Below are 23,841 nucleotides of genomic sequence, written 5' to 3'. Positions count from 1 at the left end.
TGTACCCGAACCCATACAGAACAAGGAGGCTGCCCCGTACCCTACCCGCAATACCAAAGGATTTTTTAACGGGCTTACAGGGCAGAAAAACCCCGAAAATGATACCGAGATGATACAGAATTACCGCCGATACCGCCACACCAGCGGAAACGGCAGAAAGGAGCGCACCCATGCCAAGAATGAGCAAGAAACGGCGGCTGGAATGGTCTTTTTTCCTGCGGCAAGTAAAAGTCGGGAATACCACCTGCGACCGTATCACATACAACGACCTCTGCCGGGGCTGTACCCATAGCTGCAAGCAGAGCTTCCGGGCGGTTATCATACTCTGCCCCCGCTACTACTCCAAACGCCGGAAAAAGGAGGACAGGGACAATGGCAGATAACCGCAAATATTACTACCTCAAGCTGAAAGAGAACTTTTTTGACAGCGACTCCATTGTGCTGCTGGAAGATATGAAAGACGGGATTTTATACTCCAATATCCTCTTGAAGCTGTACTTAAAATCGCTGAAAAACGGCGGGAAATTGCAGCTTGACGAGCATATCCCCTACACAGCGCAGATGATAGCGACACTGACCCGCCACCAGATAGGGACGGTTGAAAGGGCTTTAGAGATTTTCCGGCAGTTGGGGCTTGTGGAGCAGCTTGACAGCGGGGCTTTCTATATGACCGACATTGAGCTGATGATAGGACAGTCCTCTACCGAAGCCGAGAGAAAACGGGCTGCAAGGCTGGAAAACAAGGCACTTTTACCGTCCCGGACAAAAGGCGGACATTTGTCCGACATTCGTCCACCAGAGATAGAGTTAGAGTTAGAGAAAGAGATAGAGTTAGAAAAAGAGAGAGAGGGAGAAACGGGACACCCCGCCCCCGCCGCTTATGGCAGATACAACAATGTGATACTGACCGATACAGAGCTTTCTGGGCTGAAAACAGAGCTGCCCGACAAGTGGGAGTATTATATTGACCGGCTTTCCTGCCATATCGCTTCCACCGGGAAGCAGTACCATAGCCATGCAGCCACCATTTACAAGTGGGCGCAGGAGGACGCTGCCAAAGGCAAGGCTGCCCCGAAACAGGGCATACCCGATTATTCATGCAAGGAGGGCGAGAGCTTATGAAAAACGAGATTGAAGCTATGATTATGGATATTACAACCACTACCGCCGAAGCGGAGGACTACACAGGCGAGGACGGGCTTTTATACTGCGGAAAGTGCCATACGCCCAAAGAAGCCTACTTTGCAGAGGGAAAGACTTGTTTCGGGCGTGACCGCCACCCAACAGACTGCGACTGCCAGCGGGCAGCCCGTGAAAAGCAGCAAGCCGCTGAAAGCCGACAGAAGCACCTTGAAGAAGTGGAGGACTTGAAACGCCGGGGCTTTACCGACCCCGCTATGCGGAACTGGACATTTGAGCATGACAATGGCAGAAACCCACAGACCGAAACCGCCCGCTTTTATGTGGAGAGCTGGGAAACCATGCAGGCTGAAAATATCGGCTACCTGTTTTGGGGCGGTGTGGGGACAGGAAAAAGCTACCTTGCCGCCTGTATCGCCAACGCCCTTATGGAAAAAGAGGTTGCCGTTCGCATGACAAACTTTGCAACGATACTCAATGACCTTTCCGCCAGCTTTGAGGGCAGGAACGAATATATTTCCCGCCTTTGCAGCTACCCTCTGCTGATACTTGATGATTTCGGTATGGAGCGAGGGACAGAATACGGGCTGGAACAGGTTTACAGCGTGATTGACAGCCGTTACCGAAGCGGCAAGCCGCTGATCGCCACGACCAACCTCACGCTGGAGGAATTGCAGCACCCGCAGGACACGCCCCACGCCCGTATCTATGACAGGCTGACTTCCATGTGCGCCCCCGTCCGCTTCACGGGCAGCAACTTCCGAAAGGAAACCGCACAGGAAAAGCTGGAACGCTTAAAGCAACTGATGAAGCAGCGAAAGGAGAGCCTATGACAGAAACCAAACAGACAAGCACCACCAAAACAGACCGCCGCCCGGACTGTGTAACGGAAATCCGCATGGGCAACTCCGTCCTTACCGTTTCCGGCTTCTTCAAGCAGGGCGCAACCGACACCGCAGCCGACAAGATGATGAAAGTGCTGGAAGCGGAAGCTGCTACACAAAAAACGGCGATTTGACCGACCATAAAGAAGCAGATTTGACGCTTTTGCCGCTATACAGACAGCCGCCCCATGTGGTACAATCAAGGTACGGAATAGTGGGGCTGGCTGTCGGAAACGGAGGATTTTATGTTAAGACAGACCAACCAACAACCAATTACCGCCCTTTACCCAAGACTTTCCCATGAGGACGAGCTGCAAGGCGAGAGCAATTCCATTTCCAACCAGAAGCGTATCCTTGAAACCTATGCAAAGCAGAACGGCTTTTCCAATCTGCGCTGGTACACGGACGACGGTTATTCTGGTGCGAACTTTCAAAGCCCCGGTTTTCAAGCCATGCTTGCGGACATTGAAGCCGGAAAAGTCGGGACAGTTATTGTAAAGGATATGTCGAGGTTAGGGCGAAACTACCTGCAAGTGGGAATGTACACGGAAATGATTTTCCCACAGAAAGGTGTCCGCTTCATCGCTATCAATGACGGAGTGGACAGCGCACAGGGCGACAATGACTTTGCCCCGCTGCGGAATATCTTTAACGAATGGCTGGTGAGAGATACGAGCAAGAAAATACGGGCGGTAAAACGCTCAAAAGGCATGAGTGGCAAGCCCATCACAAGCAAGCCTGTGTATGGCTACCTCATGGACGAGGACGAAAATTTTATTATTGACGAGGAAGCTGCACCCGTAGTCAAGCAGATATACAACCTCTGCCTTGCCGGAAACGGTCCGACCAAGATAGCCCGTATGCTCACAGAGCAGCAAATCCCCACGCCGGGGACGCTGGAATACCGCAGGACGGGACACACCCACCGTTACCACCCCGGCTATGAGTGCAAGTGGGCGACCAATACCGTTGTGCATATCCTTGAAAACCGGGAATACACGGGCTGTTTGGTAAACTTCAAGACTACCACGCAATCCTATAAGTGCAGTAAAATCATTTACAATGACGAGGATAAGCAGGCAATCTTTGAGAACCACCACGAACCTATCATAGACACCCAGACATGGGAACGGGTGCAGGAGCTTCGCAAGCAGCGTAAACGCCCCAACCGCTATGATGAAGTGGGCTTGTTCTCCGGCATACTGTTCTGTGCGGACTGCGGCAGTGTCATGTATCAGCAGCGATACCAGACGGACAAGCGCAAGCAGGACTGTTATATCTGCGGCAACTACAAGAAGCGCACCCATGACTGTACGGCGCACTTTATCCGCACCGACCTCTTGACCGCTGGTGTACTCTCCAATCTGCGGAAAGTGACAAGCTATGCGGCAAAGCATGAAGCCCGGTTTATGAAGCTCTTGATTGAGCAGAACGAGGACGGGGGCAAGCGCAGGAACGCCGCCAAGAAAAAGGAACTGGAAGCCGCCGAGAAACGCATAGCCGAGTTATCCGCTATCTTCAAGCGGCTGTATGAGGACAGCGTGACCGGGCGCATATCAGACGAGCGTTTCACAGAACTGTCGGCAGACTATGAAGCAGAACAACGGGAGCTGAAAGAAAGAGCCGCCGCTATCCAAGCGGAGCTTTCCAAAGCACAGGAAGCCACCGTGAACGCAGAAAAGTTTATGAATGTTGTCCGGCGGCATACCAGCTTTGAAGAACTTACCCCTACTCTGCTGCGGGAGTTTGTAGAGAAAATCGTTGTGCATGAGTGCAGCTATGACGAGAACAAGACCCGCAGACAGGACATTGAGATTTATTATTCTTTTGTTGGCAAGGTGGACTTGCCCGAATAACCGCCCGACCTATCCGACACAATGCGCAAGTGCCGGATAGGAACGGCAAAATTTTTTACACTTCTATTACTTCTTTATCACACATCAGCAAAAAGCCAGGGCATGAAGCAGCTTATGGCGGGCGGCGGCGTTGCCCTTATCGGCATGACCCTTGTACCGCTGCTTTCCGGGCTGTTCGGTTAAGAAGCGCGGGTAAAGGCTTATGCAGAGCATACTTGACGCGATTAACGAATGGATAAAGGAAATCCTCATAGGAGCCATAAACGGTAATCTGTCAACTATGTTCGGGGACGTAAACGAAAAAGTCGGCACTATCGCCGCAGAGGTAGGGCAGACCCCGCAAGGGTGGAACGCAAATATATTCTCCATGATACAGACCCTTAGTGAGAATGTAATCGTACCCATTGCGGGGCTTGTCATTACCTACGTCCTATGCTATGAGCTTATCAGCATGGTAACGGAAAAGAACAATATGCACGACGTTGACACTTCCATGTTCTTCAAGTGGGTGTTCAAGGCGTTTGTGGCAGTCTACCTTGTGACGCACACCTTTGACATCACTATGGCGGTGTTCGATATGGCGCAGCACGTTGTTTCCGGCGCGGCGGGGGTAATCGGCGGCAGCACAGAGATTGATGTTGCCGCCGCCCTTGCTTCCATGCAAAGCGGGCTTGACGCTATGGAAATCCCCGAACTGCTCTTACTTGTCATGGAAACAAGCCTTGTGAGCTTGTGCATGAAAATCATGTCCGTACTGATAACCGTTATCCTCTACGGGCGTATGATAGAAATTTACCTTTACTGTTCGGTATCGCCTATCCCGTTTGCAACTATGACTAACCGGGAATGGGGGCAGATAGGAAACAACTACCTAAAATCCCTGTTCGCTATCGGTTTTCAAGGCTTCCTCATTATGATATGCGTCGGCATTTACGCGGTTCTGGTAAACAACATGATAATAGCGGACAATCTGCACAGCGCGATATTCTCCCTTGCAGCCTACACCGTTATCCTCTGTTTCTCCCTGTTCAAATCCGGCGCACTGGCGAAGTCGATTTTTTCCGCGCATTAGCGGCGTGTCAAGGGCAGGGTGGAGATTTTCAGAGCGAAGCGGCGAAAATACGACCCGACCTTGACGCGGATAACCCCCATATAATACGGGCGGGCAAAGGGCATAGATTGACCTTTGCCTTGATTACCCTTATGGAAAATTACAGCAACACCAAACCCAGAGAAAGGAGGTTTTCACTTGGCGTATGTACCCGTACCCAAAGACTTATCCAAAGTCAAGACAAAAGTAGCGTTCAACCTTACCAAACGGCAGATTGTATGTTTTGCGGCGGCTCTCCTGTTCGGCTTGCCGCTTTTCTTTCTGCTCAAAGACAGCACAGGCACCAGCCTTGCGTCTATGGCTATGATTGCCGTCATGCTGCCCTGTTTCCTCTTTGCCATGTATGAGAAGCATGGACAGCCCCTTGAAGTGGTGGTGAAGAACATCATTCAGACAAAATTCATAGCCCCCAAAGAACGACCATACAGGACAGACAACTTTTATTCCGTCTTAGAACGGCAGAGAAAACTTGAAAAGGAGGTATCAGCGATTGCAAAAGGAAACACGAAGAAACAGCGCGGCGGGAAGCGCAAAGCCTAACCCGCCCCGCAAGCTCACCCGCGCCGAGAAAAAGCAGATTGCGGAAATCATCAGACAGGCAAAGGGCGACGGGAAAGCGCACACCGCGCAGCAGACAATCCCCTATATCCAGATGTACCCGGACGGTATCTGCAAGGTTACGCAGCGCAAATACTCAAAGACCGTCGCCTTTGAAGATATTAACTATCAGCTTGCACAGGCAGACGACAAGACCGCCATTTTTGAGAACTGGTGCGACTTCCTAAACTACTTTGACGCTTCCGTTTCGGTGCAGCTTTCTTTCATCAATCAGGGGACGCAGCGGGGCGAAGCGGAAAAGGCGGTCAATATCCCGGCACAGGAGGACGCTTTCAATTCTATCCGCACAGAATACCGGGATATGCTGAAAAACCAGCTTGCAAAGGGCAACAACGGGCTTGTCAAGGCAAAGTATATCACCTTTGCCATTGAAGCCGACAGTCTGGGCGCGGCGAAATCCCGCCTTGCCCGTATCGAAACGGACGTGCTGAACAACTTTAAGCTCTTGGGCGTAGCTGCCCGCCCCATGACAGGCTATGAACGCCTTAAAATGCTGCATGGCATTTTCCACCCGGAGGGCGGGCAGTTTTCCTTTGATTTTTCTTGGCTTGCCCCGTCCGGGCTTTCCACAAAGGACTTTATCGCCCCGTCCTCTTTCCGTTTTGGCGAGGGGCGTTATTTCCGCATGGGGCGCAAAATCGGCGCGGTTTCATTCCTTGAAATCCTTGCCCCGGAGTTAAACGACCGTATCTTATCGGATATTCTGGACTTGGAAACGGGCGTTATCGTCAATCTGCATATCCACAGTATCGACCAGACCGAAGCCATAAAGACAATCAAGCGGAAAATCACCGACCTTGACAAAATGAAAATCGAGGAACAGAAAAAAGCGGTACGCAGCGGCTATGACATGGATATAATCCCGTCCGACCTTGCCACGTTCGGCAGCGAAGCGAAGAACCTCTTACAGGACTTGCAGAGCCGGAATGAAAGAATGTTCCTCTTGACGTTCCTTGTGGTGAACATGGCGGACACGAAGCGGAAACTGGAAAATGACGTATTCGCGGCGGCGGGCATAGCACAGAAGAACAACTGCGCCTTAACCCGCCTTGACTACCAACAGGAAGCGGGGCTTATGTCCTCTGTACCGCTTGGGGAGAACCTTATCCCCATTCAAAGAGGGCTTACCACGTCAAGCACCGCTATCTTTATCCCCTTTATCACACAGGAGCTTTTCCAGACGGGCGCGGCTTTGTACTACGGCTTGAACGCCCTGTCTAACAACATGATACTCTGCGACCGCAAGCAGCTAAAGAACCCCAACGGCTTAATCTTGGGTACGCCGGGAAGCGGGAAATCCTTTGCCGCCAAACGGGAAATGACAAACGCTTTCCTCATTACAGACGACGACATTATTATCTGCGACCCAGAAGCAGAGTATTTTTCCCTTGTGCAGCGGCTTGACGGGCAAGTGATACGGTTATCGCCTACGGGCAAGGGCATTGACGGGAAGCCCCAGTATGTGAACCCTATGGATATTAACCTCAACTATTCCGAGGACGACAGCCCCCTTGCGCTGAAATCCGACTTTATCCTCTCCCTCTGCGAGCTTGTCATAGGCGGTAAGGAGGGCTTGCAGCCTGTCGATAAGACCGTCATTGACCGCGCTGTTAGGAACGTGTACCGCCCTTTCCTTGCAGACCCCGACCCGGAGAAAATGCCTATCTTGGGCGACCTCTACGACGAGCTTTTGAAGCAGCCGGAGCCGGAAGCGGCGCGTATCGCGGCGGCATTGGAGCTTTACGTTTCCGGGAGCCTTAACGTATTCAACCACCGTACCAACGTGGAGCTGAACAACCGCCTTGTCTGCTTTGACATCAAGCAGCTTGGGAAGCAGCTCAAAAAGTTAGGTATGCTCATTGTGCAGGACCAGGTATGGAACCGCGTCACCGTCAACCGGGCAGAAAGGAAATCCACCCGGTATTTTATGGACGAATTTCATCTTCTCTTGAAAGAGGAACAGACCGCCGCCTATTCCGTTGAAATCTGGAAGCGTTTCAGAAAATGGGGCGGCATACCCACAGCCATTACGCAGAATGTCAAGGATTTGCTTGCTTCCCGCGAAGTGGAGAATATCTTTGAAAACTCTGATTTTGTCCTCATGCTCAATCAGGCGGCGGGCGACCGGGCTATCCTTGCAAAGCAGCTCAACATCTCCCCGCAGCAGATGAAATATGTCACCCACACCGAAGCGGGCGAGGGGCTTATCTTCTACGGGAACGTGGTGCTGCCCTTTGTAGACCGCTTCCCGAAAGACACCGAGCTTTACCGGGTAATGACGACGAAGCCGGAGGAAGTAGGCGAAGCATGAACGGGCTGAAAACTGACACCATCATCAACCGCGACGCGCTCTATGCCTTGCGGGAGCTTCCAGAGGAAAGCGTACACTGTTGCGTCACAAGCCCGCCCTACTATGCGCTTAGAGATTATGGGCTTGATATGCAGATTGGGCGGGAGGACACGCCGGAGCAGTACATTGACAGGCTGACCGAGGTTTTCCGCGAGCTGCGCCGGGTACTGCGTTCTGACGGTACGCTCTGGCTGAATATCGCGGACACTTACTGCGGCACAGGAAATAAAGGCTACCATGCAGACCCGAAGAACCCGAAAGGCAGAAACGGACAGCAGATTGCAAGAAACAACCGCGTTTCCGGCTGCAAACAAAAGGACTTAATCGGTATCCCTTGGCTTTTAGCCTTTGCCCTACGCGCTGACGGGTGGTATTTACGGAGCGACATTATCTGGCAGAAAGAAAACCCCATGCCGGAGAGCGTGAAAGACCGCCCTACCCGCTGCTATGAACATATCTTTCTGCTTACGAAGTCAAAGAAATATTTCTATGACGCAGCCGCCATAGCCGAGCCGTTAGCCCCCACAACGGCGGCGCGGTACCGCACCGGGCGCAGCGCGGGACAGAAATATGCGGACGAAATACCCGGACAGGGGAAAGTACAGGGGCTTAACCGGGCGCGAAGCGGCAGCTACTACGACGAAGCCCTCATGCCGACCATGCGGAACAGGCGGGACGTGTGGCTTATCAATACCGTTCCCTACAAGGGCGGGCATTTCGCCGCGTTCCCGCCAAAACTTGCCGAAACCTGTATCAAGGCGGGCTGTCCGAAAGGCGGCGTTGTGCTTGACCCCTTTTTCGGCAGCGGCACGACGGGGGCAGCCGCAAGGCAGCTTGACAGGCATTATATAGGCATTGAGATAAACGCCGAGTATTGCGCCCTTGCAAGGGCGCGGATTGGAGGGACAGAAAAATAAAACAGTATCGAGCGCGTGAGAAAGTCACGCAGAAAATGACCCGCGAGGGGGCTGTCGAGGTAAACGCCGCCACCGGGAAAAAGAAACGTATCAGCAAGCGGATAAGGGACGCGGACTTTGCAAAGACCGAAGCACCGCAGCCGCCGGAACAGGCAGCGCAGCCCCTACCGGGCGGCGCAACTTCCCCGCCCTTAACCGACACGCCGCCACTTCCCCATGCGCCGGGGGCAGAACGGGAACAGGACACCGCCGCAGCCGAGCGCGTCTTGGAGCGTATCGACGGGGCGCGTACCAGAAAGGCGAGCAAAAAGGCGGCGAGGAAAGCACAGGCAGAAGCCACAGCAAAAGAAAAATCTTCCCGCTTGCAGTTTACCGACGAGGAACGGGCAACGCCGGAGCTTGAAAAGTATATCCGAAAATCGGACAAAGCAGCCGACCGTCTGGACGCGGCAAAGGCGGCTATCCCCAAAGAAAAGAAACTTGTACGGGAGCGCACCTTTGACGAAGCTACCGGGAAAGGCAAGACCCGCCTACGCTTTGAGGAACGGGAAAAGCCCATAGGAAAGAATAAGCCCCACAATAACCCGCTATCCCGCCCCGCACAGGAAGCGGGTATTTTCGTCCACAACAAGATACATTCCGTTGAAAAGGACAATTCCGGCGTTGAGGGGGCGCACAAATCCGAAGAACTGGCAGAGCGCGGCGCAAAGTACGGGGCGAGGAAAGTCAAGGAGGGCTACCGCAGCCACAAGCTGAAACCCTACCGGGCGGCGGCAAAGGCAGAGAAAGCGGCGTTCAAGGCAAATGTGGATTTCCAGTACCACAAAGCCTTACATGACAATCCGCAGATTGCGAGCAATCCCCTTTCCCGCTTCATGCAGAAGCAGCAAATCAAGCGGCAGTATGCAAAGGCAGCGAAAAAAGGGGGCGCAGCCACAGCAAAAAAGGCAGCGGAGAATACAAGGAAAGCGGCAAAGAAAACCGCCGAGGAAACCAAACGGGCAATCGCTTTTGTAGGGCGGCACCCGGCGGGCGTATGTATCGCCGTTGCCGCGCTGCTCTTATTCATCATGGTATCGGCGGGGCTTTCCTCTTGCGGCTCCATGTTCTCCGGCTTGATGAACGGCATACTTGGGACTTCCTACACGTCGGAGGACAGCGACCTTGTGGCGACGGAGAACAATTACGCCGCAAAGGAAAACGAGCTTCAGCAGCAGATTGACAATATCGAAAGCACCCACCCCGGCTATGACGAATACCGCTATGACCTTGACAGTATCGGGCATAACCCCCATGAGTTAGCGTCCTACCTCACCGCCCTTTTACAGACCTACACCCCGCAGAGCGCACAGGCAGAACTAAACCGCGTCTTTGCCATGCAGTACACCTTGACGCTGACGGAAGAAACGGAAATCCGCTACCGCACAGAAACAAGCACCGACCCGGAAACAGGGGAAACGACCACCGAGGAAGTACCCTACGAGTACCATATCCTTAATGTGAAGCTGACGAACAAGCCCATTTCCGAGATTGCGGAGGAACTTCTAACGCCACAGCAGCTTGAAATGTACCGCGTCTATCTGGAAACAAGCGGAAACAAACCGCTGATTTTCGGCGGCGGCTCCCCCGATATGGGCGCGTCCGAGGATTTAAGCGGCGTACAGCTTGTAAACGGCACACGCCCCGGCAACACCGCCGTTGTAGACCTTGCAAAGCGGCAAGTCGGCAACGTGGGCGGGCGACCCTTTTGGAGCTGGTACGGATTTAACAGCCGCGTGGAATGGTGCGCCTGTTTCGTTTCATGGTGCTACAATCAAGCCGGAAAGAGCGAGCCGCGCTTTGCCGGGTGCCAGTCACAGGGCGTACCCTGGTTCCAGTCACGCGGGCAATGGGGCGCGAGGGGCTATGAGAATATCGCCCCCGGCGACGCTATCTTTTTCGACTGGGACGGGGACGGGAGCGCAGACCATGTGGGGCTTGTTATCGGAACGGACGGGGAGCGCGTCTATACCGTCGAGGGCAATTCCGGCGACGCCTGCAAGATAAAGAGCTACCCCGTCAATTACTCCTGTATCAAAGGCTATGGGCTGATGAACTGGAATTAACATATTTTTGAGCAAAGAAAGGAGAAATTTATTTATGGCTATGAACAAAATTGAACGTATCGACAGGGAGATTGCAAAGACCCGCGAGAAAATCACCGAGTACCAGAACAAATTAAGGGGGCTTGAAGCGCAGAAAACCGAAGCGGAAAACCTGCAAATCGTACAGCTTGTGCGCTCCATGCGCCTTTCCCCGCATGAGCTTTCCGCTATGCTTTCCGGGGGCGGTATTCCGGGCATGGAAGCCGCGCCGGGCTACCCCGCAGAACCCGCAGACCATGACACCGAAGAAATGGAGGACACCGAGAATGAATAAGAAAATCCTTAGAACCTTGACCGCACTTTGCGCCGCCCTTGTACTTATGGGCGGCTTTTCCGTCACCGCTTTTGCACAGACCCCGGAGGGAGAGGACGACACCAACGACAGCGGCGTTGTCTACGAGGAACCCCAAAAGGAAGAACCCCTTACCCCGGACGGGAACGCGACCCTTGTAGACGATTTCGGCGGCAACAAGCAGCTTATCACCGTAACGACCAAAAACGGCAATTACTTTTATATCCTCATTGACCGGGACGACGAGGGCGAGGACACCGTACATTTCCTTAATCAAGTGGACGAAGCCGACCTCTTAGCACTTATGGAGGACGGAAGCACCGAAGCAGCCCCGCCCGCCGTTTGCAGTTGCACCGATAAATGCGAAGCCGGAAAGGTAAATGTGAGCTGCCCTGTCTGCAAGGACAACATGACCGCTTGCAGTGGCAAGGAAGCGGAGCCGGAAACCGAGAAACCAACAGAGCAGCCCAAAGAGAAAGGCAATACAGGCGGGCTTGTGCTTTTCCTTGTCGTGGCACTTCTTGGCGGCGGGGGCGCGTTCTATTATTTTAAGTTTATGAAGCCAAAGCAGAACGTCAAGGGCGACACCGACCTTGAAGATTTCGATTTTGACGATTACGACGAGGACGAGGGGGACGGGCTTTCTGATGAAGAACAGGAGGACGAGGAAGCATGAGGCTTTTCACCGAAAATCCTTTGGAAAAAATGATGGTACAAAGACCCACCGGGCGGCGTGACAGTGCGCCGCCCGTTCCAAAATCCCCGGCGTGTGTGCGCTGCCCTTATAAGGCGCAATCCCCCTGTATCGGCTATTGTCTGAAACAGGCACAGGAGAAGAAGCACACCGCGCCGGAACGCTGAAAGGAGGATTTTTTCATGGCACTTAGACTTGTGATTGCAGAAAAGCCGAGCGTGGCGCAGACTATCGCCGCCGCGCTTGGCGTTAAGGAAAAGAAAGACGGATATATCGAGGGCGTCGGCTACCTCATTTCATGGTGCGTCGGGCATTTGGTACAGCTTGCGGAAGCTGCCGCCTACGGGGAGCAATATAAAAAATGGAGTTTTGACAGCTTACCCATTCTGCCGGAGGAATGGCAGTACGCCGTTGACCCGGACAAGGGGAAGCAATTCAAGACCTTAAAAGAGCTTATGCACCGCGCCGACGTTTCCGAAGTGGTGAACGCCTGCGACGCGGGGCGCGAGGGAGAATTGATTTTCCGCTTTGTCTACGAAGCGGCGGGCTGCAAGAAGCCCATGCGCCGCTTGTGGATTTCCTCAATGGAGGACGGGGCGATTAAGGCGGGCTTTGCTTCCCTCAAAGACGGGCGGGACTACGACGCGCTCTTTGCGTCTGCCCTCTGCCGCGCAAAGGCTGACTGGCTTATCGGCATTAACGCCACCCGGCTTTTCTCCTGCCTGTATGGAAAGACCTTGAACGTGGGGCGCGTCCAGACCCCGACCTTAAAAATGCTCACCGACCGGGACGCGGCTATCTCCCATTTCCAGAAAGAAAAATATTATCATGTTCGCCTTGATTTATCCGGCGCGGAAGCGGCAAGCGAAAGGATTTCAGACAAGGCAGAAGCCGACGCGCTGAAAGGGGCTTGCGAAACAGAAACGGCGGTATGCGTTTCCCTTACCAGAGAGAAGAAAACCGCAGCCCCGCCGAAGCTCTTTGACCTTACCTCTTTGCAGCGGGAAGCGAACCGCATTTTCGGCTACACCGCGAAACAGACCCTTGACCTTGCACAAGCCCTTTATGAAAAAAGACTGCTTACCTATCCGAGGACGGACAGCAGCTTTCTTACTGACGACATGGGCGGCACCGCAGCGGGCATTATCGCGCTGCTTTGCGAAAAGCTCCCCTTTATGGCGGGCGCGGACTTCACGCCGGAGGTTGCAAAGGTAACAGACAGTAAAAAAGTATCAGACCACCACGCAATCATTCCCACTATGGAGCTTGCAAAGGCTGACCCGGACGCGCTGCCGGAAAGCGAGAGAAATATCCTCACCCTTGCGGGGGCGCGTCTGCTCCTTGCCACCGCCGAGCCGCATATCTTTGAAGCGGTTACGGCGGTTTTCTCATGCGCCGATACGGAGTTTACGGTGCGGGGAAAGACTGTTATTTCTGACGGTTGGAAAGAGATGGAACGCAGATACCGGGCGACGCTGAAAGATAAGCCCGAAGCGGAGGACGGGGAAAATGCAGACGTGACGCTGCCGGAGCTTTCCGAGGGACAGGGCTTTCCTAACCCCGCCGCAAAAGTAACGGAGCATATCACAACGCCGCCGAAGCCCCACAGCGAAGCAAGCCTTTTGTCGGCTATGGAACGCGCCGGGAACGGGGACACCGACCCGGACGCGGAACGCCGGGGGCTTGGCACTCCCGCCACCCGCGCCGCCGTCATTGAAAAACTGGTAAAGGGCGGCTTTGCAGAGCGCAAAGGCAAGCAGCTTATCCCCACGCAGAATGGAGCCGCCCTTGTATCAATCTTGCCGGATATGCTCACTTCCCCGCAGCTTACCGCAGAATGGGAAAACAATCTGACGCAGATAGCAAAGGGAGCCGCAGACCCCGGCGAATTTCTGTCCGGCATTGAAGCTATGGCGCGGGAGCTTGTGCGGACACACGCCGCAGCACTTGACGGGAAAAAGGATTTGTTCCGGGAGGAAAAGCCCTCTGTCGGCAAATGCCCCCGTTGCGGTTCCCCCGTCCATGAGGGGAAGAAAAACTATTATTGCAGCAACAAAGAATGTGCCTTTGTCATGTGGAAGAACGACCGCTTTTTCGAGGAACGCAAGACCGCTTTTTCCGCGAAGATTGCCGCCGCGCTCCTTAAATCCGGCAAGGCAAATGTAAAGAAGCTCTACTCCCCGAAAACAGGCAAGACCTACGACGGAACTATCGTTCTGGCTGACACTGGCGGAAAATACGTCAACTACCGTATCGAAGTACAGAAGAACTAAAAACTTGAATAGCAAGCATAGGAAGCGGGTACCCACTTCCGTAAATCCCCGTTGCGACGCTGACGCGCCGGACGGGGATTTTGCTTGTTGGGAAGTTTCCCAAACCCTCTTTTGCGGAGGGCTTCACCCTCTAAAAATTTTCAAAAATATTTGGCAGAAATGCGGGCGTACCCGTAGTAGACCATGCAGCCAAAAAATGCAGCTTATGACGCTGCCGCAGAGAAAGGAGGTTTTTCACTATGGCAAGTTTACGGGACACCGTAAAGGACTATCAAGACGAGCTTAGGGACGGTATCGCATGGGTGGCGTTCTGGAAACAGGGGCGTTCATGGAACGCGGAATATTTTCATCTTGATATGGACGATACGCTCTACCCGGAGGACAGGAGCCGGTTAGAGGAAATAAAAAGCATTGACCCCGCCGCCGTTATCTTAAACGGCTACTATTGCGGGCATTTAGGCGAGGACATGAGCCTTGACGAGCTGACCGCCGGAGTGCGTTACCACTACGAAAACAGCATGAACGACATTGACGGTTTTATCGGAGCGCATGACGACAGGCTTCCCCCGGAGGTTATCGAGGAAGCGAGGGCAGCCGCCCATGAAGCGGGGCTTCCCTTTTCCGAAAAGCCCTACCGGGACGGGGAGGATTTTAACCCCTATGTATTTGACGGGAGCATGAGCATTGAGGATTTTGAGCTTATGCACCGCATGATTGAAAAAGAAAGGAGCGAACAAATGGCAGAACCGATTTTAAGCGGCTATCTTTCCAATCTTGGGAAGTACACCGAGGGCAGACCCGCGGGCGAATGGGTGACATTCCCCACGACTGCCGAACATCTGAAAGAAGTCTTTGACCGTATCGGGATTGACTTCAAGCACTATGAGGAATGGCATTTCACAGAATTTCAATCCACTATCCCCGGCTTGACGGAGCATTTAAGCGAGTATTCCCACCCCGACGAGCTGAACTATTTAGGGAAGCTCTTGGAAATGCAGTTTGACGACGACCGGGAGAAATTCATTGCAGCCATTGAATACGGCGACCATGCCGACAGCTTACAGGACATTATCAACCTTGCACAGAACCTTGACTGCTACTGGATTTATCCGTCCGTCCACAATGAAGAAGAATACGGGCGTTATCTGGTTGATGAACTGGAAGAACCGGAACTTCCCGAAGAAGCGAAAAAGTATTTCATGTATGAGGAATACGGGCGGGACGCTTCCATTAACGACGACGGTATGTTTACCGAAAAGGGCTATATCTACAACAACCGCAACACCTTTACAGAATGGTACGACGGGCGCGACGTGCCGGAGGAATACCGGGTAACGCCGCAGCCCCCGCAGCCGGAAAGACCCGACCCGTCAAAGGTAGAAATGGACGCAGCCGCGCCGGGGCAGAGAACGGCGCAGACCGCAGAGCAGCCACAGGAGCCGCGCCCGGTTATCCCTATCGTGCTGACGAGCGAGAAGCCCGCCGAAAAGCTCAAAGAGATTACCGACCGTCTGGAACAGGGTATTGCGGAACTCTTTGACAGCGAGCGTTACCGGGAATATCTGAAAGTCATGTCAAAATTCCATAATTACAGCTTCCGAAACACCGTCCTTATCGCCATGCAGAAGCCGGACGCTTCCCTTGTGGCGGGCTTTTCCGCTTGGAAGAACAACTTTGAACGAAACGTGATGAAAGGGCAAAAGGGAATTAAAATCATTGCTCCGTCACCCTATAAAATCAAACAGGAAATGCAGAAAATCGACCCGCACACGCAGAAGCCCGTTATCGGCAAGGACGGGAAGCCCGTCACCGAGGAAAAGGAAGTCACCATACCCGCCTACAAGGTGGTATCCGTCTTTGACGTTTCCCAGACCGAGGGAAAGGAGCTGCCGGACATTGCGGTTGACGAGCTGACAGGCGACGTTGACCGCTACAAGGATTTTTTCGCAGCCCTTGAAAAGACTTCCCCCGTTCCTATCGCCTTTGAGAATATCGAGGGCGGCTCTCATGGCTACTACCACTTGGAGGACAAGCGCATTGCTATCAACGAGGGCATGAGCGAATTACAGACCTTAAAGACCGCTATTCACGAAATCGCCCATGCGAAGCTGCACGACATTGACCTCAACGCGCCAAAGGACGAGCAGCAGCCCCACGTTGACCGCCGCACCCGCGAAGTCGAAGCGGAAAGCGTCGCCTATACTGTCTGCCAACATTACGGGCTTGACACGTCGGACTACTCTTTCGGCTATGTCGCCGGGTGGAGCAGCGGGCGGGAGCTGTCCGAGCTGAAAAGCTCCCTTGAAACGATACGCAGCGCAGCCGCCGAGATTATCAATTCCATAGACGAGAACTTAGCGGAGCTGCAAAAGGCACAGGACAAGGAGCAGACCGCCGGACAGGAGCAGCCCACCAGAGAGGGACAGGAAGCCGCGCCGGAGAAGCCGGAGCCGGAAGCAGCCGCACCGGGAAAATCCGGCGCACAGGAAAAAGCGGGCGCAGCCCCGAAAGAAGCCTTTACCCCGGAAACGATTTACAGAGTGCGCCGGAACCTTTACAGCGACAGCCGGGAAAACAGCTACCTCTTGCAAGCCTATGTGACACAGGAGAACGGGCGGGCGAAAATGGGCGACGTGCTTTATACGGGAACGCCGGAGAAATGCCGCGAGCTTATGGGGCAGCTCAAAAGCGGCGAGCTGACCGAGGGCGACGTGAAGCAGCTTTACGCAAAGGCACAGGAAACGGCGCAGACCGCCGGACAGGACAAAGACACCTTTTCCATTTACCAGATAAAGGGCGGGGACGAAACAAGGGATTTCCGCTTTGAGCCTTACGACCGCCTGCAGGCGGCGGGAAATGTGGTTGACAGGGCGAACTATGAGCTTGTCTATTCCGCGCCCCTTGCGCCGGAAACTTCCCTTGAAGATATTTACACCTGTTTCAATATCGACCACCCCAAAGATTTTAAGGGACACAGCCTTTCCGTTTCCGACGTGGTAGTGCTTCATCAGGACGGACAGGACGCGGCGCATTTCGTTGACAGTGTAGGTTTTCGGGAAGTGCCGGAGTTTTTACAGGAGCAAAAGCAGCTTACCCCGGACGACTTGGAAACGGGCGAAACTGTCAAGACACCGAGGGGGACTTTCCATGTGACCGCCATGAGCCGGGAGCAGATAGAAGCCGCCGGATATGGCTTTCACCACCAGTCGGACGACGGAAAGTATCTGATTATGGGGAATGGGACGCGGGCGTTTGCCGTTGCCGCAGAACAGGCGCAGCGGGACAATCCCTTGAAAACCGCCGAGCAGACCACAGAGCAGAACGGGAACATGATTGACGGTATCATCAACAACACCCCCACCGTTGACGAACTGGAAGCAAAGGTAAAGGCGGGCGAGCAGATTTCCCTTGTTGACCTGGCTAACGCTGTCAAAGCCGACAAGGAGCGCGGCAAGGGAGCGAAGCCGGAAAAGAAACCCTCTATCCGGGCGCAGCTTAGAGCCGACAAGGAAAAGGCACAGAAGAAAAACGCAAAGCAGAAGTCACAGGACTTGGAAAGGAGCTGACCCATGCCGGAACAGAGCAAATTTGAAAACATGGATTTGTTTGCTTCCCTTGAAGCGATTATGAAGCAGAACACAGGCTTTTACCAGAGCGACTTAGACATTGACAAAGAGATTATCGCAAAGGCGGCGGCAAGCCCCCACAGGGAGGACAAAACACTTTTGTGGTTCTGCCGCCCGTCCGGGACGCACTGTTTCCGGGAGCGCGACGTTTTCCTCAAAGACACCGCGCCCCACAACACATGGCGTTTCTACATGGAGCAGACAAGCGACCGCGTTCTTGCCTATGCAATCGAGCTGACGGGAAAGGAGCGCGGGAAAATCAAGGGCAATCTGTACGAACTGGACTACTCTAAACATTATGAGCGCGTCAAGGAAAAGGAGCTGCCCGCCGATACGGTGAAGCTGATTTATGAGCATGGGGAAAGGGTACAGGAAGCCGGGAGATATTTTGACGGAACCCCAGACCCGCAGCTTGGGAAATTTGAACGCTTTGAAGCCGTACCCAACGACCCGGACGCGCTGCAATCGCTCTTACAGGAAGAACGGCGCAGCCGGGAGCAGCTTTCGCCGGGGGATTTCAAAATGCATATCGCAGCTTTGCGGGACGGGCTGATTGAAACGGAAGCGCGGCGCATTGTGCGGGAAATGAAGCGGCATTACGAGCCGAACAGCCCGAACAAGACCCATTTCATGGCAGAGCTTTCCCCGGCGTTCATGCGGCTTGCAGCCACAAAGGACACTGACCGCCTTTTCTCCATGCTGCCCTACAAGACCCTTTCCTTTTCCAAAATCGAGGGCAGACATGGGACGTATGCGCTGATTGACAAGGGGGAGAACCGGGACAGGGAGATAAGGAAGCCCCGCCCCTCTATCCGGGCGCAGCTTAAAGCAGACAAGGCAAAGACCGCCCCGAAAAAGGCGGCGGCAAAAACAAAAAATCACGATATGGAGGTATGAGCATGATTAGACTGACTGTTGAAGAAACAAACCTTTTGAGCATTTACAACGAGGGCGGCAAGCGGGCTTTGATTGAGAATGTCAACGCCGCGCTGCCCTACATGGACGCGGATATGCGGGAGCTTGCAAAGCGCACCCTTTCCAAAGTGGACGCTTTGACCGAAGCGGAATTTGCAGAGCTTCCCATTTACGCCGCTGATGAAGTATGAACGGGGTTAAGCGGCTGACGCCGCCCCAGAGCCGGAAAGTCAACGCCCTTGTGCGCCGGACGTGCTGCAATTATGATAACGGGAACTGTATCTTACTGGACGACGGGGACGAGTGCGTATGTCCGCAGCTCATTTCCTATTCGCTTCTCTGCAAGTGGTTCCGGGTTGCGGTGCTTCCCGCCGACAGGCTGCTTTATGCGGAGCTTTACCAGACAGGGGATAAGAAGAAATGTACCGAGTGCGGCGCGTTCTTTGCGTCAACCTCTAACAGTGTCAAATACTGCCCCGTCTGCCGGAAACGTATCACCCGCAGACAAGCCGCCGAGCGCATGAGGAAAAGACGCGCCCCTGTTACGCAGTAGGCGCGGAAAATCCCTTGATTTACAGGGCTTTCCGGGCGTGAAAATCGGATAGGCGATACTTTATACCTTTACCCCCAAAAATGGCGTTCTACTGCGTAACATTCACGAAAACAGCACCCATAAAAAGACAGGGCGCGGAAGTCATATACTGGCTTCCGCGCCCTGTTCTTTTTTTGCCTATCTGACATTTCCCTTTTCCATTTCTTCAAGCGGGAACTGCGGGAGGGCTTCTATCAGCTTCTTTGTGATGGACTGGCGCATATCTTCGTTGATTTCCTGTTTCGTGCTTCCGTCCGGCTGTCTGACCGCTACCGTCGATAGCCTGTCGATTTCGTCCTTGTAGCACTCCACGACTTTCTCCACCGCCCATTTTTCCCCGGCAACGGCGGCGCGTATGGTTTCATATTCCGGCATTTTCTGGTTTTCCATGCTCAACGCTCCTCTGCTTTTTGATAGCCCTATCATAGCACAGCGGCGGGGATTTTGCTATCCTTATCCGCGCTCTGTTCCCTTTTCCCGTTCCGGCTGCCTGTCTGCCTGTAAAATGCTGTCAATGTTCTGCTTGATAATATCGTATTCCCGGACTTTCTTTTTCAGCTTCCCATAGTCGGCATAAAGGGCTTCTTTCTGCGCTTGGAGGGCTTCATATTCCGATTGCAGCGCGGCAAGGTTCGGGAGCTTTGCAATGCCCGCCGCTTTCAGCGACCTTGCGGCGGCTTCATGTAGGATAATCGCCTGTTCCTGTCCGGCGCGGTACTTCTCCCTGTTCCTTGCCTTGCGGTATGCGTCATAGACGGGCTTTGTCTTTTGGTAGGTGGAAACATTCTTGATAAGCACCGCCATGTCCGCAAGCCGCTTTTCCGCGTCCTTCAATGCGTCTGCCGCCTGTCCGCTTTCCGCTGCCATTTCTTCAATCCGGCTGACTAAATCCGCGTACTGTTCAATCTTATGTTCCGTCAAGAAATTCATGGTCTTTGCTGCCTGTTTCAGATTGTGGATTTTCGCCCACTGTTCATAGCCCTTACTCTGCGCCGCCTTGATACTGTTCTCAATGTCGATAAGCAGCGAAACGCCGCGCTGCTCTCTGGGGGCTTTCGCCGCCTTTGCCCGTCTGCCCGCTATCCGTTCCCTTATGGCTTCCTCTGTATAATCCGCGCCGAGGGTTTTAAGACGGGTGAAGCGTTCCTGTCCGGGGGCGCGGCATGACACATATTTCCCCGGCTTTATCTCATAGCCCGCCGCCTGTAACCGCTGCAACAATTCCTCAAAACTGGAAACTTGGGGGATAAGCGCGTCAACGGCAATCTTTAGCTTGCCTTTCCAACTTGTACCCGTCTTTTCTGCCTGGTACTCCGCATAGCTCTTTCCCTTGCTGCCCTTGCCGGGAACGACGACGGACAAGCCATTTTCCCGACACAGCTTGTCGCTCATGTTCCGTATGCCGTAATAGCTCCTTTTGTTGGAATTATATTTGCGGTGGTCTACGAAATTTACGGCGCAGAAAATAATGTGATTGTGGACGTGTCCTTTGTCAATGTGCGTCGTGAGTACATATTCATGCTGCCCCTTTGTTACCGCGTCGGCAAGCTGCTTTCCGATTTCATGGGCTTTCTGATAATCGACTTCCCCCGGCTCAAAGGACTGTATCAGATGAAAGGCTAAATTGTTCCCCTTTTGGAGTGCTTGGGACAAGGTATATTCAAATTCAATATCTGCCGTTTCATAGGAGCAGCCGAAAGAGGACACAAGCATTTTTCCGTCCGTCTTGTCCGGGTTTTCGATATAGTCAAGGGCTTTGCTTAGAGTGCTTTTAATAGGCTTAATCTTTGTAACCGCCATATCTCCGCAAGCACCCCCTTTATTTCCTCTATGTCCTCTTGGTATGCGTTCCCCGTCGCGTTTACGCGGCGTGCTATCTGGTTGACGTTGACACCGATTTTCTGTATCTCTGCGGTCATTGCCTTTATATCGGCATGGTCTATCTGAATGATATACCCGTCAATGGCAATCTTCCGCAGATATGCCGCCATGTTCCGGGTGGGTACGAGCTTCATTTTTTCCAGTATTAAATCCCGTTCCGCTTCCGTCACTCTGAATTTGATTTGCACCGTTCTTTTGCGTCCGTTCATGTATTCGCTCCTTTCCTTTCCGTTCCGAGGGTTTGGGACACTTCCCAACAAGCAATTTTCAACCGACGCGCCGCAGCGCGGGAGGGGAAAATACGGAAGTGGGTACCCGCTTCCTATGCTTGCTACGAATGTTTTTATCCTTTAGGCTCTTATCACCTACTACGGAGAAAAAGCGATTTTGCCAAACTTACGCAAAAGAAAAACGCTGCAACCTCAAAAAAGATTACAACGCTTTCTAAATCCTGTTCAGTTTTAAGTCGGACATTCCTATTCGCCCTCTTTTTCGACTTCGGAAATCTCCTTTGCCGTTGCGGTTACAATCCGTATGCCTGTATCGCTCATACCGTCAAGAAGCGCGTCAAGCTGCCGCCGCTGCGTGTTCTTCTCCGGCGGCGTTTCTAAAAGGAATTGGTCTACGGATATATGGTAACGCTGTATCAGCTCAAAGAATATCTGTAAACTTGGGTGCTGCCCCTTGTTCTCAATGTTCGCAAGGTAGCGCGGCGAGATAAACATTTCGTCGCCTACTTTCTTGCGGCTCTCCTTGCATCCCTCACGCGCTGCCTTTATCGCTGCCCCAAAAGCCTTAAAGTCGTATCGTGGTACTGGTCTTTTTGCCATAGTTATTCACCCTATTACATTTTACTGTTCCCCTTTCTTCTTGGATATGTCTACGTAGTTCTATCAGTTAGCCAAAATAATTCATATATATATATGTTGACAACAAGCTGCTTTTGTATATAATATTATATAAAAGGGGGGGAATGTTTATGTTACATAGCATGCGTATTCGATAAGCATTGAAATCAAAAAAGATTTTTCCCATTTTCAATATGGGCTTTTTTGTCATGCTTATTTTGCGTATGCTATACAACAAAACTAACGACGTATAGACATAGTATAAAAACTATGCCTTAATTTTGTTGTAGTATTATATGTATAAATGCAGGTCAATGCTCATGTTGAGAATTGACCTGCATTTTTTTGCGCAAAAGGAGAAATATTATGCTTGAAAAATATTGGATAAAATGTCCAATTTGTAACGGAAAGACGAGGGTTCAAGTATTTTATAATACGGTATTAAGAAATTTTCCTCTTTTCTGCCCTAAATGTAAATTAACGCATATCGTTGATGTTGAAAAACTAGAAATCATAATCAAAAACTCTGAAAAACAAACTTTTTAATTTTGAAAAGGAAGGATATTTAAATGAAACACTTACCTAAAAGTACACCTACGGAAATATTGAATGACCCATACGGATTTACTTACAAAGAAATGTCGGAAGTAATTGGAGAGGATAAAGCAAGAGCCTTATATACGGAATTGTATAAACAGCCATTTCACAAAGAAAATCTATCAATATCAACAAAAAAAGTCTATAAAAGTAGCGATACTGAAAAGTATGTTTATGAATTGAAAGATAACAGGTATATTGAAACGGTTTTTATTAAACGGCGAGATGGTGGGACTGTTTGCGTAAGTACGCAAGTTGGTTGTTCTGTTGGCTGTATTTTTTGTGAGTCCGGACGCAATGGTTTTGTTCGTAATCTAACACCGTCTGAAATTGTGCAGCAGGTTGTATTGATACGTCAAAAAGTAAATCGTATCGTTTTTATGGGAATGGGAGAACCTTTATTCAATTACGACAACTTGATTGCAGCAATCCATATTCTTCGAGATAGAAATGGACTTAACTTTCCAACCGACGGCATTACCGTATCAACAGTTGGTCCAGTTAATCAATTAAAAAAATTGCGCGAAGAACATCTAAAAATTCAGTTGACAATATCTTTACATGCAGCAACACAGGCTGCGAGAAACTGTATCATTCCTCATATGCACATGTACGCTATTGAAGATGTTGTTAAGCAAGCATTGTCCTATTCTCAAAGGCATAATCGAAAAGTGGTATTTGCGTATTTGCTTTTACCAGGTATAAATGACCGTTCCTCAGATATAAGGCAACTTGCAAAATGGTTTAAGGGCAAAAATGTTATGATTAACGTGCTGCAATACAACCCGACGAGTAATTCAAAAATTAGAGCACCACAAAAACAAGAAATGGTTGCGTTCAAACATCAATTAGAGCAAACAGGACTTGAAGTTACCATGAGAGTTTCTCATGGTAGAGAGATTAAAGCAGCTTGTGGACAGTTAGCTAATACATATAATAAAGCCAAAAAACAACAGAAATAATTTAATTAAAAGAGCCAGACGCACAGACGCAGAGCCGATAATATGCAGTTTGAAATACTGCTGTTATCGGCTCTTTTTTGATTTTAATTTGTGCCCCTAATAACCATATTGGAGCAAAATCAGAACTGTTGCTTGTCGTTC

25 protein-coding genes are annotated in these 23,841 nt (G+C 51.9%); 21 read left to right on the top strand and 4 right to left on the bottom strand.

Annotated features, from left to right (window positions below):
- The first annotated feature begins 170 nt into the window (after positions 1-170).
- From DWZ76_RS03665 to DWZ76_RS03575, 19 genes are all read left to right on the top strand, one after another.
- Positions 171-383, top strand: a complete 213-nt coding sequence (locus DWZ76_RS03665; RefSeq protein ID WP_005927784.1) for a hypothetical protein — start codon at positions 171-173, stop codon at positions 381-383.
- On the top strand, positions 373-1,122 hold the full coding sequence (locus tag DWZ76_RS03660; RefSeq protein ID WP_118471898.1) for a phage replisome organizer N-terminal domain-containing protein: 750 nt from the start codon (positions 373-375) through the stop codon (positions 1,120-1,122). Before DWZ76_RS03665 ends, DWZ76_RS03660 begins: the two co-directional genes overlap by 11 nt.
- Complete coding sequence (locus DWZ76_RS03655; protein ID WP_117946829.1) at positions 1,119-1,973, top strand: ATP-binding protein; 855 nt, start codon at positions 1,119-1,121, stop codon at positions 1,971-1,973. Before DWZ76_RS03660 ends, DWZ76_RS03655 begins: the two co-directional genes overlap by 4 nt.
- Positions 1,970-2,158, top strand: a complete 189-nt coding sequence (locus DWZ76_RS03650; RefSeq protein WP_002569233.1) for a transposon-encoded TnpW family protein — start codon at positions 1,970-1,972, stop codon at positions 2,156-2,158. The genes DWZ76_RS03655 and DWZ76_RS03650 overlap by 4 nt, the downstream gene beginning before the upstream one ends.
- A 111-nt stretch (positions 2,159-2,269) precedes the next feature.
- Positions 2,270-3,880 (top strand): recombinase family protein, encoded by a 1,611-nt coding sequence (locus tag DWZ76_RS03645; RefSeq protein WP_118471896.1) that lies wholly within the window; start codon positions 2,270-2,272, stop codon positions 3,878-3,880.
- Between the two features lie 29 nt (positions 3,881-3,909).
- A complete protein-coding gene (locus DWZ76_RS03640) occupies positions 3,910-4,119 on the top strand; it encodes a hypothetical protein (RefSeq protein WP_243017765.1) in 210 nt (69 codons plus the stop codon).
- Positions 4,083-4,952: a VirB6/TrbL-like conjugal transfer protein, CD1112 family gene (locus DWZ76_RS03635; protein WP_002584320.1), complete on the top strand. Its 870-nt coding sequence runs from the start codon at positions 4,083-4,085 to the stop codon at positions 4,950-4,952. The genes DWZ76_RS03640 and DWZ76_RS03635 overlap by 37 nt, the downstream gene beginning before the upstream one ends.
- Positions 4,953-5,129: 177 nt before the next feature.
- On the top strand, positions 5,130-5,531 hold the full coding sequence (locus DWZ76_RS03630) for a PrgI family protein (protein ID WP_002569171.1): 402 nt from the start codon (positions 5,130-5,132) through the stop codon (positions 5,529-5,531).
- Positions 5,482-7,920, top strand: a complete 2,439-nt coding sequence (locus DWZ76_RS03625; RefSeq protein ID WP_117534033.1) for a VirB4-like conjugal transfer ATPase, CD1110 family — start codon at positions 5,482-5,484, stop codon at positions 7,918-7,920. Before DWZ76_RS03630 ends, DWZ76_RS03625 begins: the two co-directional genes overlap by 50 nt.
- Complete coding sequence (locus tag DWZ76_RS03620) at positions 7,917-8,876, top strand: site-specific DNA-methyltransferase (RefSeq protein WP_002585097.1); 960 nt, start codon at positions 7,917-7,919, stop codon at positions 8,874-8,876. The genes DWZ76_RS03625 and DWZ76_RS03620 overlap by 4 nt, the downstream gene beginning before the upstream one ends.
- 35 nt (positions 8,877-8,911) lie before the next feature.
- A complete protein-coding gene (locus DWZ76_RS03615) occupies positions 8,912-10,981 on the top strand; it encodes a CHAP domain-containing protein (protein WP_002585096.1) in 2,070 nt (689 codons plus the stop codon).
- Positions 10,982-11,015: 34 nt separating this feature from the next.
- Positions 11,016-11,294, top strand: a complete 279-nt coding sequence (locus DWZ76_RS03610) for a DUF4315 family protein (RefSeq protein ID WP_002585095.1) — start codon at positions 11,016-11,018, stop codon at positions 11,292-11,294.
- A complete protein-coding gene (locus tag DWZ76_RS03605) occupies positions 11,287-11,988 on the top strand; it encodes a DUF4366 domain-containing protein (RefSeq protein WP_002585094.1) in 702 nt (233 codons plus the stop codon). Before DWZ76_RS03610 ends, DWZ76_RS03605 begins: the two co-directional genes overlap by 8 nt.
- A complete protein-coding gene (locus DWZ76_RS03600) occupies positions 11,985-12,173 on the top strand; it encodes a hypothetical protein (protein ID WP_002585093.1) in 189 nt (62 codons plus the stop codon). Before DWZ76_RS03605 ends, DWZ76_RS03600 begins: the two co-directional genes overlap by 4 nt.
- Positions 12,174-12,188: 15 nt before the next feature.
- Positions 12,189-14,279 carry a DNA topoisomerase 3 gene (locus DWZ76_RS03595; RefSeq protein WP_074033657.1) on the top strand — a complete coding sequence of 697 codons (2,091 nt, stop codon included), beginning with the start codon at positions 12,189-12,191 and terminating at the stop codon, positions 14,277-14,279.
- Positions 14,280-14,518: 239 nt separating this feature from the next.
- The gene (locus tag DWZ76_RS03590) at positions 14,519-17,845 is read left to right on the top strand and encodes an antirestriction protein ArdA (RefSeq protein WP_002585091.1); all 3,327 of its coding nucleotides are present in this window, start codon (positions 14,519-14,521) and stop codon (positions 17,843-17,845) included.
- Between the two features lie 3 nt (positions 17,846-17,848).
- A complete protein-coding gene (locus tag DWZ76_RS03585) occupies positions 17,849-18,802 on the top strand; it encodes a hypothetical protein (RefSeq protein ID WP_004607964.1) in 954 nt (317 codons plus the stop codon).
- A 2-nt stretch (positions 18,803-18,804) separates the two neighbouring features.
- Complete coding sequence (locus tag DWZ76_RS03580) at positions 18,805-19,011, top strand: transposon-transfer assisting family protein (protein ID WP_002569181.1); 207 nt, start codon at positions 18,805-18,807, stop codon at positions 19,009-19,011.
- Positions 19,008-19,373, top strand: coding sequence for a cysteine-rich VLP domain-containing protein (locus DWZ76_RS03575; RefSeq protein ID WP_002585089.1), 366 nt, complete (start codon positions 19,008-19,010; stop codon positions 19,371-19,373). Before DWZ76_RS03580 ends, DWZ76_RS03575 begins: the two co-directional genes overlap by 4 nt.
- A gap of 177 nt (positions 19,374-19,550) precedes the next feature.
- Here the strand turns inward: DWZ76_RS03575 and DWZ76_RS03570 are convergent, their stop codons facing one another.
- The 4 genes from DWZ76_RS03570 to DWZ76_RS03555 all read right to left on the bottom strand — a co-directional run bounded on the left by DWZ76_RS03570 (position 19,551) and on the right by DWZ76_RS03555 (position 22,123).
- On the bottom strand, positions 19,551-19,802 hold the full coding sequence (locus tag DWZ76_RS03570) for a helix-turn-helix domain-containing protein (protein WP_002585088.1): 252 nt from the start codon (positions 19,800-19,802) through the stop codon (positions 19,551-19,553).
- A 63-nt stretch (positions 19,803-19,865) separates the two neighbouring features.
- Complete coding sequence (locus tag DWZ76_RS03565) at positions 19,866-21,212, bottom strand: relaxase/mobilization nuclease domain-containing protein (RefSeq protein ID WP_002585087.1); 1,347 nt, start codon at positions 21,210-21,212, stop codon at positions 19,866-19,868.
- Positions 21,173-21,502 (bottom strand): plasmid mobilization relaxosome protein MobC, encoded by a 330-nt coding sequence (gene mobC, locus DWZ76_RS03560; protein ID WP_002585086.1) that lies wholly within the window; start codon positions 21,500-21,502, stop codon positions 21,173-21,175. Before mobC ends, DWZ76_RS03565 begins: the two co-directional genes overlap by 40 nt.
- Before the next feature lie 267 nt (positions 21,503-21,769).
- Positions 21,770-22,123, bottom strand: coding sequence for a helix-turn-helix transcriptional regulator (locus DWZ76_RS03555; RefSeq protein WP_002569186.1), 354 nt, complete (start codon positions 22,121-22,123; stop codon positions 21,770-21,772).
- Between the two features lie 384 nt (positions 22,124-22,507).
- Here DWZ76_RS03555 and DWZ76_RS03550 point away from each other — a divergent pair, with 384 nt between their 5' ends.
- Together DWZ76_RS03550 and rlmN are read left to right on the top strand one after the other, a co-directional pair.
- A complete protein-coding gene (locus tag DWZ76_RS03550; RefSeq protein WP_002588768.1) occupies positions 22,508-22,687 on the top strand; it encodes a cysteine-rich KTR domain-containing protein in 180 nt (59 codons plus the stop codon).
- Positions 22,688-22,710: 23 nt separating this feature from the next.
- On the top strand, positions 22,711-23,700 hold the full coding sequence (gene rlmN / locus DWZ76_RS03545) for a 23S rRNA (adenine(2503)-C(2))-methyltransferase RlmN (protein ID WP_002569187.1): 990 nt from the start codon (positions 22,711-22,713) through the stop codon (positions 23,698-23,700).
- Positions 23,701-23,841: the final 141 nt, after the last annotated feature.

This window comes from Clostridium sp. AF35-15, from assembly GCF_003477745.1.
GTDB classification, from domain to species: domain Bacteria; phylum Bacillota; class Clostridia; order Lachnospirales; family Lachnospiraceae; genus Otoolea; species Otoolea fessa.
This window is presented reverse-complemented; position numbering and strand designations above follow the sequence as displayed.